Genomic DNA, 16,810 nt, shown 5'->3' with positions numbered 1-16,810 from the left:
GGGTGTGTCACATTTTGCGCTCCCTCTTTTCCAAAGAAAACGACCGGTATGCGTCGTCACGACGTATACCGGTCTACAAGTTAAGGTCAAAGTCAAAAAATTAAGAGAGCTATTTATATGTTAGGGTTAGCGTTAATTTCTTTCTGTGGAATAGCATATAAATAATAGGTGCTATTTACTGTAAACGGTTTACCGTTCGGGAAGTTAAGGAACCAATGTCCCAGAGGATTTCGTTTTTCAAAGCTACCACCCTCCTGCCAGCAATCGACTTCTGTCTTTTGCATCTCATCCGATAAAGCAGCACGTTCTACTGCCTTTTGTGTACGAAGTATATCGGTAATACCAAATCCTTCTCCCCAAAGTTCACGGCGACGTTCCATCAGAATCTCATTGATTACATCTTCCTGTGATTTTCCTGTCACCTCATAATCCCCTACTCCACGGGCATTACGCAATGTATTCAATGGAGCTACAGCCTGTGCCAACGCTACACCATCACGAACTTTCGCCTCCGCTTCTATCAAATACATTTCAGCAGCACGCATCAAGACCAGATCAGCCGTATCATCTGCACGCATGTGAAATTTCTTATATCCCAAATATCCTTCACGCATCCATTGAAACAAAGGTAAACGAATATCACCTTCGGTAAATGTATCTTTCAGATGGGGATCAGCCATAAAGCTGCTATATGCTCCTACGTATGTTGCATCCAAATAATAGAAATTATAGCTGGCATCCGATTGGGAAGGAATTTGAGGAAATCCCCATATCCATTCTTTATTGGAAATATTATTAAAACCTTCATACTCGGCTGTAGTTGTCATCAACGTATATCCTGCACGTGCTGCTTCAGCAGCTTTCGCAGCTTCTTCCCACTGTCCTGTCAGCAAGTAAGCACGAGCCAAAAGACCGTTGACTACTGCTACATTTGGTTTGAACTTTTGATTATCACCGCTGCGGACATAGTTTTTCAAATAGTCCTTCGCCAAAGTGAGGTCGTCGAAAATAAGCTGATAAACCTGTGCCACTGTTGATTTTCCTTTCGGTACAGTGGAGCTATTGCTAGGTTCGGTATATATAGGAACACACGAAGCATCTTTATCTTTCAAGTAGGTGAATTGATAATGCTGTACCAAGTGCAAATAACAAAAGGCGCGTAATGCCAATGCTTGTCCCTGTGCCTGACGGAGTTCTTCCGAATCCCCCTTGATAGAAATGGCAGTGTTACAATTATCTATCGTTTTATATATCAGATACCAGGCAAACTCTGTTCTACCATTTGAGGATTGCGCTATATCATTAAACTGATACGAAGAGTTAAAACCATATTTCGGACGGGAAACAATATCACTTGCCATCATATCATCCAGACACTGAAGTGCCCGATAACCGATATTGGCATAGGTACTTGAATAATCAAACAGATTATACCAGGCACCATTCACAAGTGCCTCCGCATTTTCGGGTACAGATACCTTATCCGAACTTACCGCATCTGTGGGGTCCGTATCCAAAAAACTGCTGCTACAACTCGTTGCCAGGAAAAGTCCGGCAACTGCCGCAAGAATGGATTGAATTTTTATTTTTCTCATAATTTAGTCTGAATTTAGAAAGAAACATTGATACCTCCGGAGATGGTTCGCATAGCCGGATAACGGTAATAAGTGATACCGGTAATTCCCTGTTCAGGGTCTAGTCCCTGATTCCGGTGAATGGTAAACAGATTATCTCCTTGTACATATACCTGCACACTGCTCAATGACAACTTACTAATCCATTGTTTGGGTAAGTTATAGGAAAGTGTCAGGTTTTTCAATCGCATATACGAATTATTCTGCAAGAAGCGAGTGGAAGCCGAGTTCCAGTTATTAGAGGTAGTACTCAAAGCAGGGACATCGGTATAGCGATTGTCGGGAGTCCATCTTCTTAGAATCTCCGTCGACCAGTCGCGACCTTCCAAACTTCCATTGTGCAGAATCATTGTAACATCACGATTGTAGATATATCCGCCGATACTGTAAGCAAAGATAGCCGAAAGATCGAATCCTTTCCAAGAAAGAGACGTATTGAATCCGCCATACACCTTCGGAAGAGACGATTTGTCAACATAATAATAGTCAGCCGAACCATAATCATTTGTTGTGACACGTTTTCCGGTCGGATTCTTATTTGCATCCACCTCATCCTTATACCACAGCGGATCTCCGTTTTCAGGATCTATCCCCGCCCACTCTATCATATAGAAATCATACACCGAACGACCTACCTGCAACTTGTTCACACCACTTCGCGGCATATCTTTCAATGGGAGGTCTGTCACCTTATTCTTATAATGCGTCAAGTTCATACCCAGTTTCCATACCCAACCATTCTGATTGATAATCGTTCCGTTAAGTACCATTTCTATACCTGTATTCTTCAAGGCTCCTACATTTTCGTCAATAGAACCGTATCCCAGGGAAGGAGCTATCGGACGTGAATAAAGCAGGTCTTTCGAACGACGTGTAAAGAAATCAAACGAACCGGAAAAACGGTTATTGAACAGGGAGAAGTCGATACCTACATTAAAGTTGAGGTTTGTTTCCCATTTCAGATTCGGAGTTGCCATACGGTCGGACACTAACGCATTTTCTCCCAAATTGGAAACAATAGTATAAAGTCCTTTACTTGCATAATAAGTACCTAGGTTGTCATTTCCCTGCGCACCATAGCTCATTTTCAGAGTCAAGGCAGACAACCAGTCGGAAGTACTTGCCATAAACTCTTCCCGGTCGATACGCCAAGAAGTACCCAACGACCAGAAATTTCCCCAGCGGGTCTCCGGCGCAAAACGTGAAGAACCGTCGCGACGATAGGATGCCGAGAAGAAATATTTATTTTGATAGTCGTATAATGCTTGAGTCAGATAACCCACCAACGCATAATCGATGCGATACCCCGAACCTCCGGTCAACTGCGAACCGACTACCAGTTCCGGCATATCAGGCTGTGCCATTTTGGAACGTGATGCTGTCAGTTCATCATAACGGTAAGAATAGGCTTCCACACCGGCAAGGACATTAAAATGATGTTCACCGATTGTCTTGTCATACGTAGCAATATTATTCCATGTCCAAGAGAAAGTACGGGTATTCATTCGGCTGACGCCGCCGCCGTTTTCTTTAGCCGGGCCCAATTGGGGGTTCGTATAATCCAACGTATTATAATTAATCAAGTCAAAGTTAAAACTAGTCTTGAATTTCAATCCCTCAATAATCGTAGCTTCCAGAAAAGTACGACCGGAAACTTCATCTTTCATTCGTTCTGATTTGTCTAAAGGCAAAGTAGCCGGCAGATTCCAGTTTGCCATCGAACCGGAAGGACGATAAGAGCCGAAGTCATAAATGCGGTCTCCATTCTCATCCAATTTGTAACTACCGTCGGTATTCATTTCATAAATCGGATAAAATCCCGGCATGGTACGCCCTGCGGTAATCACGTTACTGGTTTTAGAGTCGGAAGAAACCGGATAGTTCTGCATAGAATGTGCAAAACTCAAATTGACTCCTCCCTTCAACCAGGAGGTCATTTCGCTGGTGATATTGGAACGAAGATTGAAACGCTGATAACCGGATTCAAGCGCAATACCTTTATCATTCAGGTATCCGGCTGAAAAGAAATACTGATTTGCTTTTCCGCCTCCGGAAACACTTAGATTCAACTCTGTGCGAAGTGCTTGTTGTTCCATGGCGTCACTCCAGTCTGAATTCCATAATGGACGGGCACCTGCCACCAATTTTCCATCTGTACCGACCGGTTGCGCATATTGGGGACCGTATGGATTCGGTCCACCTCCCATCAATTTCGTAACCAGGTCTTTGGATGCTTGTGCCGCAGCAGTTGCCGGAGTATAATCCGCGCTCTTGGCGTACTGATTGCGAAGTGCTTCCCAATACAATTCAAAATATTGGTCGGTACTGACACGATCATAATCACGCACGGCACGGTTGGAACCTCCTAAGGAAGCTTTCACCTTTACCGTTGCTTTGGTATTTTGATCTCCCTGCTTGGTGGTGATAATAATCACTCCATTCGCACCACGGGAACCGTACAAAGCAGCAGAGGCCGCATCTTTCAATACTGTCATCGAAGATATGTCATCCGGATTGATAGAGTTCACACTACCATCGAACGGGACACCGTCCACTACATAAAGCGGGGCGCTGGAAGCGTTGATAGATCCGATACCACGAATACGGATTTCCGCATCCGTACCTGGCTGCCCACTTGCCGCACTTGCCTGTACTCCGGATACCGTGCCCTCTAATACACGTGATATGCTGGAAGTCTGTAACTTTTCAATCTCACCTGCTTTCATCGTCGAAGCTGCTCCGGTAAAACTATACTTTTTAGCGGTAGCATAAGCTACCACCATTACTTCTTCCAGTTCCTTACTTTCCGATTCCAACGTGACATTAATCACACTCCGGTTATTCACCGGTTGTTCCACCGTTCTCATTCCTACAAAACGGAACACTAAAGTGCCGGTCGCAGGAATCTCAATCGAATACTTTCCATCAATATCGGTAATGGTGCCGGAAGATGCTCCTTTCAATTGTACGGAGACACCAGGCAAAGGTTCTCCTTCAGAAGTCACTGTGCCTGTCACGCGTTTCTCCTGCTGTGCTTCCGCATATACTATATTTCCTGCAAAAAGCAGAAGAGACACGACTAATAAACGTAAATAGATTCTCATAATTTTGTGGCTTAAGATTTATTTGCTTGTTGTAACTAACAGTACATTGAACTTTTTTGTTTAGGAAACGAAACATTTTTTAGAAGATTGCTAGTATAAATCAACGAAAGATAGTACATTCGTGAAACTAAAAATATCTATACCAACAAAGAACCACATGGGGAAACGGGTTATTCTATATCTTTTTCTGTTATTTTCACTGTCCTTACAGGCGCAGACTGAAGAGAAAGTCTCTTTAGGCAACGATAGTACAGAAGTAGATTCCACAACAACCACCAAGCCAAGTGCTTTTAAAAGAGCGATCAAGAAGTTTATGAACTTCAGTGATTTCGATACGCTCTATATCAGTCCCAACCGTTATAACTATGCGCTGATGGTTACTCATTTCAGCAACTTTGAGTATTATTCTATCACCAGTGAATTGCCGCAGCCACAGAAACTTAGTTTTTCTCCCAACCCGCACAACAAGATAGGATTGTATTTCGGCTGGCGATGGATTTTCCTGGGATGGTCTGTAGATGTGAACGATATTTTCAAAAAAGGTACCCGAAAGAACAGAGGAACAGAATTCGATCTTAGCCTATACAGTTCCAAACTGGGTGTGGATATCTTCTATCGCCGCACTGGTAATGATTACAAAATACATAAAATCAGAGGATTTTCAGACGATATCCCCTCTAACTATTCCGAAGATTTCAGCGGAATAAAGGTAGATATCAAAGGACTGAATCTATATTATATCTTCAATAACCGTAAATTCTCCTATCCTGCCGCATTCAGTCAGTCCACTAATCAACGACGCAATGCAGGTACATTTATTGCAGGTTTTTCCATTTCAAAGCATCATCTCGACTTCGACTATACAGCACTTCCGGGGTTTATCCAGGAGGCGATGAATCCTGCCATGAAAGTCAAGAATATTAAATACACCAATGCCAATATCAGTTTCGGCTACGCCTACAATTGGGTCTTTGCCCGCAACTGTCTGGCATGCCTGTCTCTCACCCCTGCCATTGCCTACAAAGCTTCCGATGTGGACGCAGAAACAAATGAAGCAAAAGCATGGTACGGTAAATTCAATCTGGATTTTCTGGTTCGTGCAGGGATTGTCTACAACACCGGAAAGTATTATGTAGGTACTTCTTTTGTTGGGAAAAACTACAATTATCATCGCAACAATTTCTCTGTAGACAATGGATTCGGTACTCTCCAAATATATGCCGGATTCAACTTCAACACCCGCAAAGAATACAGGAAAAAGAAATAATACCACAGAAACTAGAAATCATCAACTTGCTTATCCAAAGAATCTTTGTACATTTGCCACGTTCTAACGAACAAAAGTAAAAAAATCAATGAAGCAACAACGCCACATACAGACCACACGCACGCTCCTTTCCCGCTTTCGCTACTGGGGAAGAAAGAACTATGCTGCCTTTGCAAGTATGGGACGTGAATTCCAAATCGGTCATCTGCATATCAATGTAGTAGACGTTGCTCTTCGTAAGCAGAATGCTGCACAAACTATCCCTTATCATACATTTATGACACTTCAGGAAATCAAAGACCAAGTGTTGGCGGGTATCGACATATCACCCGACCAAGCTGCTTGGCTAGCCAACATGGCTGACAGCGAGGCGCTTTATGCCGCCGCGCATGAGATTACCGTCGCGCGTGCTTCGCACGAGTTCGACATGTGTTCCATCATCAACGCCAAGTCCGGCCGATGTCCGGAAAACTGCAAATGGTGTGCACAATCCTCCCACTACCAGACTAAAGCCGAGATTTACGATCTCCTTCCCGCTGAAGAATGTCTTCGACAGGCCCAATACAACGAAGCCCAGGACGTCAACCGATTCTCCCTCGTTACCAGCGGACGAAAACCATCTCCCAAACAGATTACCCAACTTTGCGATACAGTCCACTATATGCGTCGACATTCGTCGATTCAACTTTGTGCTTCTCTGGGACTGCTCAATGAAGAAGAATTGCGTTCCCTGCATGAAGCGGGAATCACCCGTTATCACTGTAATCTGGAAACTGCCCCGTCTTATTTTTCCAAACTCTGCTCTACGCATACGCAAGAACAGAAACTGGCTACTCTCGATGCAGCCCGTCGTGTAGGCATGGATATCTGTTGCGGAGGTATCATCGGCATGGGAGAAACGATGGAACAACGGATTGAATTTGCTTTCACATTGGCAGAACTGAATGTTCAATCCATACCTATCAACCTGCTTAGTCCGATTCCGGGAACTCCACTGGAAAACGAGCAGCCTCTAAGCGAAGAAGAAATACTTAAAACCATCGCACTCTTTCGTTTTATCAATCCGACCGCTTTTCTGCGTTTTGCCGGAGGACGTTCACAACTTTCTTCCGAAGCGATGCACAAGGCATTATATATCGGAATTAACTCGGCTATCGTAGGCGACCTATTGACAACACTCGGCTCCAAAGTATCGGAAGACAAAAAGATGATTCAGGAAGAAGGCTATCATTTCGCCGATTCCCAATTTGATCGCGAGCACATCTGGCATCCGTATACTTCGACTACCGATCCGCTTCCTGTCTACAAAGTAAAACGGGCAGACGGCGCTACCATTACCCTCGAAGACGGACGAACGCTCATTGACGGAATGTCTTCCTGGTGGTGTGCAGTGCATGGATATAATCATCCGGTATTAAATCAGGCGGCAAAAGAACAATTAGATAAAATGTCTCATGTCATGTTCGGAGGACTGACGCATGATCCGGCCATTGAACTGGGGAAATTGTTATTGCCTTTGGTTCCTTCCTCCATGCAGAAAATATTCTATGCTGACTCCGGTTCGGTAGCCGTAGAAGTGGCACTGAAAATGGCTGTACAATATTGGTATGCAGCAGGAAAACCGGAAAAGAACAATTTCGTGACTATCCGTTCCGGCTATCACGGTGATACGTGGAATGCCATGTCTGTATGTGATCCGGTGACGGGTATGCACAGTCTTTTCGGTTCGGCATTGCCTGTACGTTATTTTGTCCCGTCCCCCACTTCCCGGTTCGACGGAGAATGGAATCCGAAAGATATACTACCTCTACAAGAGATGATTGAAAAACATTCAAAAGAGTTGGCGGCGCTTATTCTAGAACCGGTGGTACAGGGAGCAGGCGGGATGTGGTTTTATCATCCGCAGTACCTACGTGAAGCAGAAAAGCTTTGCCGGAAGCACGATATTCTTCTTATTTTCGATGAGATAGCAACGGGATTCGGACGAACCGGTAAACTTTTTGCTTGGGAACATGCCGGAGTAGAACCGGATATAATGTGTATCGGTAAAGCACTGACCGGAGGATATATGACACTTTCTGCTGTATTGACCAGCAACCGGATAGCAGATACAATCTCTAACCACGCACCGGGAGCTTTTATGCACGGACCTACATTTATGGGGAATCCACTTGCGTGTGCAGTGGCTTGCGCTTCCGTTCGCCTGCTGCTCGAATCCGGTTGGCAAGAGAATGTGAAGCGAATCGAAACTCAACTGAAAGAAGAACTGGCTCCTGCACGGGAATTTCCGGAAGTGGCTGATGTACGAATACTCGGAGCCATCGGAGTCATTGAGATGAAACGTCCGGTAAATATGGCCTATATGCAACGAAGATTTGTGGAAGAAAGAATCTGGGTACGTCCCTTTGGCAAGCTGGTATATCTGATGCCGCCTTTCATCATCACTTCGGAACAATTAAGCGAACTGACTTCCGGCTTACTTAAAGTTATTCAAAAAAGATGACAGATAAGAAGAATATTACCAGATTTTCACCCAAGAATCTGTTCCTCGGTGAGCAAAAGGGTGTTCCTCGGTGAGGAACGGGCCTTTCCTCACCGAGGAAGGATGCCTTGGTCGGTGAGAAACTTTCGGGATACTTCTTTAGACAATAAACATCTTATAGACAACTGATTACGCTTTCAACCATCCATATATCGAATACTTATTACTTAAAACAATAATTCATGACATTAGAACATATAAACCAGGAACTCCAGACCTTGAAAGAGAAAAAGAACTACCGTTCTCTCCCACCGCTTATTCACGAAGGACGAGATGTTCTGCTGAACGGACAACGAATGTTGAACCTATCTTCTAATGATTATCTCGGGCTGTCCAATGACATTTCATTGAGGAAGGAATTCTTAAAAACACTCACCCCTGAAACATTCCTGCCTACTTCCTCCTCTTCCCGGTTACTGACCGGCAATTTTAGTGACTATCAGAAGTTGGAGCAACAGCTAGCCACGATGTTCGGAACGGAAAGTGCACTTATATTCAATAGTGGTTATCATGCCAATACAGGAATACTTCCTGCCATTTGCAATACTCACACACTGATTCTTGCCGACAAGCTAGTGCATGCAAGCCTGATAGACGGAATTAAATTATCATCAGCTAAATGTATTCGGTATCGTCACAATGATATTTCCCAGTTGCAACGACTGATTGCTGAAAATCATAACGCTTATGAGCAGCTTATTATTGTTACCGAAAGTATCTTCAGCATGGATGGCGATGAAGCTGATCTTCCCGCTCTCATTCAACTCAAAAAGAGTTATTCCAATGTTCTTCTTTATGTAGATGAGGCTCATGCTTTTGGTGTACGAGGAAAAAAAGGATTAGGATGTGCCGAAGAACAGGACTGTATCAACGATATAGACTTTTTAGTAGGAACATTCGGAAAAGCCATTGCTTCGGCAGGTGCCTATATTGTCTGTCGGCAACTCATTCGGGAATATCTTATTAATAAAATGCGCACGTTTATATTCACCACCGCACTTCCTCCTATCAATATCCAGTGGACTTCGTGGATGTTAGAACGCCTTTCAGCTTTACAACATAAGAGGGCTCACCTGCTACAAATCAGTGAAAAGCTAAAGGTAGCCCTTACAGCCAAAGGATATAATTGCCCATCGGTGAGCCATATTGTACCTATGATTATAGGAGCCAGTGAAGATACCATATTGAAAGCAGAAGAACTCCAGCGCAAAGGATTCTATGCATTGCCCGTCCGTCCGCCTACCGTACCCGACGGAACTTCACGTATCCGTTTTTCACTGACAGCGGACATCACTGAACATGAAATTGACCAACTCATCAAATTGATAAACGAATGAAGCAGCATTTTATCATAAAGAATAATCAGAAGCATCTATTGCTTTTCTTCGCCGGTTGGGGGATGGACGAAACTCCTTTCCTGACCATTCATCCTACAGATAAGGACTGGATGATTTGCTATGATTACCGTTCATTAGCATTTGATACCGACTTATTAGAAACCTATTCCCAGATTACACTTATCGCCTGGTCGATGGGAGTCTGGGCAGCTTCGCAAATCATGAAGCAGTACCCACATCTGCCTGTCTCCCAAAGTATCGCCATCAACGGCACCCTCTACCCCATACACGAAACCAAAGGTATCGCTCACTCTATTTTCGATGGCACACTTCAAGGGCTGAATGAACAAACCTTGCAAAAATTTCAAAGAAGAATGTGTGGTTCAATAGCTGACTATAAAACTTTTCAAACCATATCCCCCCAGCGTCCGATGGAAGAACTCAAAGAAGAACTTGCCGCTATACAACAACAATATTTATCATTGCCGCCCTCTGATTTTAAATGGCAAAAAGCTATCATAGGAAAAGGCGACCGCATTTTCCTCCCGGATAACCAATATTTGGCATGGGAAAACCAAGTGGACTCTCTTGAACAAGTGGAAGCGGCACATTACCAACAAGAGCTTTTTAACACGATACTCATGCAGCCGGAGAACTGATGCATCCATCATTTTAAAATAAAGTGATTATCAAGTATATCAGCCTATTAAATAAATATCGATTATGAATAAACGACTAATCGCAGAACGTTTTTCAAAAGCTATCACTACCTATCCAAAGGAAGCAAACGTGCAACGGCAAATAGCAGGTAAAATGATTCGTTTGCTTACAGAACACATACCTTCTCCCTGTTCGAAAGTAATTGAATTTGGCTGCGGAACCGGTATTTACTCCCGTATGCTGCTCCAAGCCCTCCGTCCGGAAGAGTTATTACTTAATGACCTTTGCCCCGATATGAAATATTGCTGTGAGGACTTATTAATGAAGAAGCAGGTTTCTTTTCTTCCGGGAGATGCCGAAACAGTCTCTTTCCCCACCGAAAGTACATTGATAACTTCCTGCTCCGCCTTGCAATGGTTCGAATCACCGGAAAACTTTTTCGAAAGGTGTAATACCCTACTCAATAATCAGGGTTATTTTGCTTTTAGCACTTTTGGAAAAGAAAACATGAAAGAAATACGCGAACTTACCGGCAACGGACTTCCTTATCGTTCACGGGAAGAGCTCGAAGTAGCTTTGTCACCCCATTTTGACATACTGTATTCAGAAGAAGAGCTTATCCCGCTTTCGTTCGAAGACCCGATAAAAGTACTATATCACTTGAAGCAAACCGGAGTCAATGGCTTATCAACGCAATCCTCTCCTACCGGAAAACAAGAGAACGATTTGTGTTCATCAGACAACAATTCAAAGAATAATTCAAGAACTAATTCTAAGAACAATTCTAAGAACAATCTCCCCCAACAACAGTGGACTCGTCGTGACTTGCAACTCTTCTGTGAACGTTACACGCAGGAATTTACTCAGGGCACTTCTGTGTCCTTAACATATCACCCTATTTATATCATCGCAAAAAAGAAAAAAGTATGAAACAGAATGTATATTTCGTAAGCGGTATCGACACTGATGCCGGAAAAAGCTATGCCACCGGCTTTCTAGCTCGTGAATGGAACAAGAACGGGCATCGCACCATCACCCAGAAATTTATTCAAACGGGAAATGTAGGTCATTCCGAAGATATTGACCTACATCGGCAAATCATGGGAATCCCTTTCACCAAAGAAGACCAAGAGGGACTAACCATGCCGGAGATTTTCTCTTATCCCGCCTCTCCGCATCTTGCTTCCCAGCTGGATAACCGCCCCATCGACTTTGATAAAATAAAACGTGCGACCGAAGAATTGAGTGAACGGTATGACTCTGTTTTACTTGAAGGAGCAGGCGGCCTTATGGTTCCCCTGACAACTGAACTTTTAACCATTGACTACATCGTCCAAGAAAAATATCCGCTTATCTTTGTTACTTCGGGCAAACTGGGGAGTATCAATCATACCCTGCTTAGTCTCGAAGCAATACAAAAACGCGGCATTGTACTAGATACCGTATTATATAATTTATATCCTACCGTAGAAGACAAGACGATTCAGAATGATACAATGGAATTTATCCGGACCTGGCTGAAAAAGTATTTTCCGGAAACGAAGTTTATACTGGTTCCGGAAATAAAAAAGAATCTATAGAAAAGTAATCACCGACTACTTTCACTCAACAACAATCGTACTCTTTTGTGGATTATGGCTATCATAAGTAACTTTCACCGGATACATATAGCCATAATCCTTTTTTTAAACAGTAGTCGAATATTTATCTAAAGCCTTTCTCAATGTTCTTTCCGAAATCGGTTTGGTCACAAAGTCATTACAACCCATCTCCAATGCCAATTCTTTATCCGCCTCAAAAGCATAAGCCGTCAAAGCAATGATTGGAATTTCTTTAGAATAAGAGCGGATAATATGGGTTGCTTCCAGTCCATCCATACGCGGCATTTTTACATCCATCAGGATTAAGTCCGGTTGGTACTGCTTATACATTTCGATAGCTTCCACTCCGTCTTTAGCCCAAAGCAATGTATATTCCCTGCCAATCAGATTCTTCAGCAAGATAAAATTGCTCTCCACATCTTCTGCTACCAGAATCTTCTTAATCTGTTGTACACGATTGACTGTATTTCCTTTAGATACCACTTTCGACTCTTTAAAGAATTTACCATGCTCTCCGGTTTCTTCATAAGGGATCGTGAAATAGAATGTGGAGCCTTTACCCAGTTCGGAAGTCACCCCTATTTCTCCACCGATTTTTTCGATAATCATCCGACAGATAGACAGACCTAATCCTGTCCCTTGGGCAAAAGAGTTCAGTTTGACAAAACGCTCGAAGATATGATCTACCTTTTCCGGTTCTATCCCTATTCCTGTATCCTTTACATACACACGAATATCTTTATCCATTCGTCCAAAACCAAAACGGATCTCTCCTTCATAGGTAAACTTACTTGCATTAGTCAGGAAATTCGTTATCACCTGCATGATACGGTTCTGATCTCCCTCCATGAGCAAATCCTCCTCCTCATTATCAAAGACAAGAGTTACCCCTTCTTTCACACGTTCTTTATGAACAGTATAAATTGTTCGGCAGACCTCTCCCAGATTCATTGGACGTTTGATATATTCCAGTGTCCCGGCTTCTATCTTCGATAAATCCAGAATATCATTAATCAATTGCAACAAAATATCCGAATTCTGATTGATTATATCCGAATAGAGTTTTTTCTCTTCAGCAGTTTCGGCAGAAGGCAATAACTGGGAGAATCCTACAATAGCATTCAGCGGAGTCCGGATCTCATGGCTCATGTTAGCAAGGAAAGCGCTTTTCAATCTGTCGGATTGCTCCGCTTTAATCCTTGCCCTAATCAGTTCCTGCTCAATATTCTGAAGATTAGTAATATCCCATGAAATGCCAATCAGCAACGGTTTACGTCCCTCCATCGGTACAAGTGCTTTCAAAGTCTGCACGATACGCGCTTCTCCATTAGCGGACAAATAAGTTTCCTGCATATCAATGCGCTTATGAGTCTGAAGTAATTCTAAATCATCTTTACGGAATTTCTCCGCATCTCCATGCACCGGAAATATTTCATAATCCGTATGCCCGATAGCTTTAGACGCCGGAATACCTGAATGATCGGCAAATGCCTTATTCCAATACAAATATCTAAAATCATCTTCCGGGTCCTTCACACACAAATAGACCGGAATATTATTTAAAATACCATCCAACAATAAATTCAGTTCGCGGAGTTCATCCCGTTTCTTGATAACATCAGTAATATCCTGCGTAAAGAACCAAATGAGTTCCTGATTATTTTCACGAATCAGAAAAGCAGATACCTGATGTACTCTCTCCTTCGTATGCCCGTAAGGTATATAAGCCGCCCGATAAGCAAAGCTACCATCGTTATCACGAATTTCCTGCAATCTTTTTTCCCACGCCCCCCTGTCGGTCATAGAGACACGCAAATCATATACTTTTTGTGTACCCAACTCTTGCGTTACACCGTATTCTTCTATAAATTGCTTATTCGCATAAACCAGCGTTCCATCTCCCGCCACAGCAAGAATGCTGTCACTCACCTTATCGAGCACACTTTTAAAAACTTCCAACTGCCTTTGGGTAGCTACTCGTTCCGTTATATCACGACACATAATCAGCACGTATTCCTCATCCAACGGAAAAATACGGTTCTCGTAATAATGGCGTTCACCATTAAAATCCAGTTCGTGATGTGCAGTTGAAACAGTTCCGGTGGTGATAGCATGACGCATATTGGAGTGAATATTCTGATATGCTTCCGGTGGAACCATATCCTGCATACGCATCCCTCTAAAATCCTTGTTTGATATTCCTACATGGTTGGTTTCCTCATTGGAAACAACTTCAATACCTACCTCACTCTGATTGAAGACAGTCAGCATATCGGGAAGAGAGTCTAGTATTCTAACAGCATATTTTTCTTTAAAACTAACAGGACGATCGTTATATTTCTCATCCCTAAGGGTAGAAAGTTCTTTTCTAAGCTGCTCGTTTTCTTTTTTAAGTGCTTCTAACTGTTCTAATAATGCTTCTTTGCTTTGTTCGATACTCATAATGTAACGGTGTAAATACGTACTTATCTGCCAAAAGTAAATATTTTTTTGAATAAAAGCACGTATTTACCCCGTTTTTTTCAAAGAATTACTCAATTACCATAATCCGGTCGTTCAATCCCACCTTCATGCCATCTTCCACGAATACTTCTTTCACAACTCCATCCGTCACCGAACGTATCTCATTCTCCATTTTCATCGCCACCAATACACAAAGCGGATCACCCCGCTTCACGAGATCTCCTTTCTTTACATACGTCTTCAGGATAACTCCCGGCATCGGTGCCTGTACCACCTGACGCCCTACGGATTCAGCAGCAGTGCGGGCATTATGTATCTTCTCCATTTCTCCCTGCAATTCAATCTGATAAAGCTCCCCTTTATTCATAATCGTATATGAATTATTGGAAGAAGGAGAAATCTGCACTCCATGCGAGTGGTGATCGATGATGATCGAATGGATAGAGTCGCCACCCATGTTATAATCGACCTCATATATCTTACCATTGACTGCAATCTTCTTGATTGGTCCGTCCTCCAGAATCTCCACCTTATATTCACTGTCCGGCATATCCTGGAGCTTGGCGTAATATGTAGCTAATGTTGTACCCATAATCTGTTCCGTTATTTATTAGTCTCAAATCAATAATTATTAGCAGTCATCTGCAATTTACCATAATACTTCCAGAGTGATTCTCCTACTACCGGGAGTGTTGTTGCACGGGAAGCCGCTTCTTTCTCACGCTCGTAATGTCGCACTGCGGCAGCAATGACAGCCACTGTCGGATCTGTATTCTGACGACGTTTCAGGTCTTCCTTATCGAAGCGTGTATCAATAAACGTCGTGTCATATTCACCTTTCAGGAAAGCTGCGTTCTTCAATACACGTTGATGGAAAGGAATCGTTGTCTTAATTCCCAGAATCTTATACTCGCGCAAAGCACGTGCCATATTGGAAATGGCCGATGCACGGGTACGCCCCCAACAACATAGCTTGGCAATCATCGGGTCATAATGCAGAGAGACTTCAAATCCGGCATAAGCGGCACTGTCAAGACGCAGGTTACGTCCCTCGGGAGCTTCACGGACAGTAATCACACCGGGAGAGGGCATGAAGTTATTCTCCGGATCTTCGGCGTAAATACGACATTCGATCGCTGCTCCGCTAAACTCAATATCATCCTGTTTGTAAGGTAATGGATTTCCGGCAGCAACAGTTATCATATCCCGTACCAAGTCAACGCCTGTGCACTCCTCCGTCACAGGATGCTCTACCTGCAAACGGGTATTCATCTCGAGAAAATAGAAGTTCTGGTCCTTATCCATCATAAACTCCAATGTCCCGGCACTGTAATAACCTATTTTTTTACAGGCTTCCACGGCTACCTTCAACATCTTCTTTCTCGTCTCCTCTTTCACAAAAGGAGAAGGACTTTCTTCTATCACCTTTTGGTTACGACGCTGAATGGAACATTCACGTTCATACAGATGAACGACATTTCCATACTTATCTCCCATGATCTGAACTTCGATATGATGCGGATTCTCAATATATTTTTCAATATAAACCGCATCATTGCCAAAGGATGTCCCTGCTTCGGATTGCGACAAACGGAGAGCAGTTTCCACCTCTTCTTCCGTACGTACCAGACGCATACCTTTTCCTCCACCTCCCGCAAGTGCTTTCAGCATAATGGGATAGCCAACTTCATTAGCTACCTTCTTCACTTCATCAATGCCCTGTACCGGTGTTTCGGTTCCGGGCACAATAGGCAATCCTGCTTCCCGCATAATCTTACGGGCCTCCGTCTTGATTCCCATTTTGGAAATAATATCCGCACTCGGTCCGATAAAAATCACTCCCTCTTCTTCGCAACGGCGGGCAAAATCCGCATTCTCCGACAGGAAACCATATCCCGGATGAATAGCGGCTCCGGTCTTTTTGGCAATGGACAATATCAATTCCGGCTTTAGGTAGGAGGTATCTTCGGGCGATTCGGAGATGCAATAGGCTTCTTCCGCATAACGCACGTGCAAAGCTCCGCGGTCTACATGGGTATAAACAGCCACTGTCGAGATATTCATCACCCGACAAGTCCGAAAGATGCGCATCGCTATCTCACCCCGGTTGGCTACTAATATTTTTTTTATCATAATCTTTTTCTTTTTAGAAGTCAAAACTTAAAAGAGCAATTTAATAATTTTAGGCACGGATTTAATCCA

11 protein-coding genes are annotated in these 16,810 nt (G+C 43.2%); 6 read left to right on the top strand and 5 right to left on the bottom strand.

Features of this window, described 5'->3' with window-relative positions; translation table 11 throughout:
- Nucleotides 1-113 precede the first annotated feature (113 nt).
- Complete coding sequence (locus tag KSX81_RS19975; RefSeq protein ID WP_004297127.1) at nucleotides 114-1,595, bottom strand: RagB/SusD family nutrient uptake outer membrane protein; 1,482 nt, start codon at nucleotides 1,593-1,595, stop codon at nucleotides 114-116.
- Nucleotides 1,596-1,609: 14 nt separating this feature from the next.
- Nucleotides 1,610-4,738, bottom strand: a complete 3,129-nt coding sequence (locus tag KSX81_RS19970) for a SusC/RagA family TonB-linked outer membrane protein (protein ID WP_004297128.1) — start codon at nucleotides 4,736-4,738, stop codon at nucleotides 1,610-1,612.
- A 157-nt stretch (nucleotides 4,739-4,895) separates the two neighbouring features.
- Between KSX81_RS19970 and KSX81_RS19965 the strand changes: the two genes are divergently transcribed.
- The 6 genes from KSX81_RS19965 (at nucleotide 4,896) to bioD (ending at nucleotide 12,124) form a co-directional block, all read left to right on the top strand.
- The gene (locus tag KSX81_RS19965) at nucleotides 4,896-6,005 is read left to right on the top strand and encodes a DUF4421 domain-containing protein (RefSeq protein WP_004297129.1); all 1,110 of its coding nucleotides are present in this window, start codon (nucleotides 4,896-4,898) and stop codon (nucleotides 6,003-6,005) included.
- 88 nt (nucleotides 6,006-6,093) lie between these two features.
- On the top strand, nucleotides 6,094-8,508 hold the full coding sequence (bioA, locus tag KSX81_RS19960; RefSeq protein ID WP_004297131.1) for an adenosylmethionine--8-amino-7-oxononanoate transaminase: 2,415 nt from the start codon (nucleotides 6,094-6,096) through the stop codon (nucleotides 8,506-8,508).
- A gap of 221 nt (nucleotides 8,509-8,729) precedes the next feature.
- Nucleotides 8,730-9,884, top strand: a complete 1,155-nt coding sequence (locus KSX81_RS19955) for an 8-amino-7-oxononanoate synthase (RefSeq protein ID WP_004297133.1) — start codon at nucleotides 8,730-8,732, stop codon at nucleotides 9,882-9,884.
- The gene (locus tag KSX81_RS19950; RefSeq protein WP_004297134.1) at nucleotides 9,881-10,543 is read left to right on the top strand and encodes a DUF452 family protein; all 663 of its coding nucleotides are present in this window, start codon (nucleotides 9,881-9,883) and stop codon (nucleotides 10,541-10,543) included. Before KSX81_RS19955 ends, KSX81_RS19950 begins: the two co-directional genes overlap by 4 nt.
- Before the next feature lie 64 nt (nucleotides 10,544-10,607).
- Complete coding sequence (gene bioC / locus KSX81_RS19945; RefSeq protein WP_004297135.1) at nucleotides 10,608-11,474, top strand: malonyl-ACP O-methyltransferase BioC; 867 nt, start codon at nucleotides 10,608-10,610, stop codon at nucleotides 11,472-11,474.
- Nucleotides 11,471-12,124, top strand: coding sequence for a dethiobiotin synthase (bioD, locus tag KSX81_RS19940; protein ID WP_004297136.1), 654 nt, complete (start codon nucleotides 11,471-11,473; stop codon nucleotides 12,122-12,124). The genes bioC and bioD overlap by 4 nt, the downstream gene beginning before the upstream one ends.
- A gap of 105 nt (nucleotides 12,125-12,229) precedes the next feature.
- Here bioD and KSX81_RS19935 read toward each other — a convergent pair whose 3' ends face one another.
- The 3 genes from KSX81_RS19935 to accC form a co-directional block, all read right to left on the bottom strand.
- Nucleotides 12,230-14,587, bottom strand: coding sequence for a PAS domain-containing protein (locus tag KSX81_RS19935; protein WP_004297137.1), 2,358 nt, complete (start codon nucleotides 14,585-14,587; stop codon nucleotides 12,230-12,232).
- A gap of 88 nt (nucleotides 14,588-14,675) precedes the next feature.
- The gene (locus KSX81_RS19930) at nucleotides 14,676-15,200 is read right to left on the bottom strand and encodes a biotin/lipoyl-containing protein (protein ID WP_004297139.1); all 525 of its coding nucleotides are present in this window, start codon (nucleotides 15,198-15,200) and stop codon (nucleotides 14,676-14,678) included.
- Nucleotides 15,201-15,229: 29 nt separating this feature from the next.
- The gene (gene accC / locus KSX81_RS19925) at nucleotides 15,230-16,741 is read right to left on the bottom strand and encodes an acetyl-CoA carboxylase biotin carboxylase subunit (protein ID WP_004304129.1); all 1,512 of its coding nucleotides are present in this window, start codon (nucleotides 16,739-16,741) and stop codon (nucleotides 15,230-15,232) included.
- Nucleotides 16,742-16,810 lie beyond the last annotated feature (69 nt).

Source organism: Bacteroides sp. MSK.18.37 (assembly GCF_019129155.2).
In the GTDB taxonomy this organism is placed as follows: Bacteria; Bacteroidota; Bacteroidia; order Bacteroidales; family Bacteroidaceae; genus Bacteroides; species Bacteroides ovatus.
The sequence above is the reverse complement of the archived record's forward strand: the minus strand, read 5'-3'. Positions and strand labels throughout refer to the sequence as shown.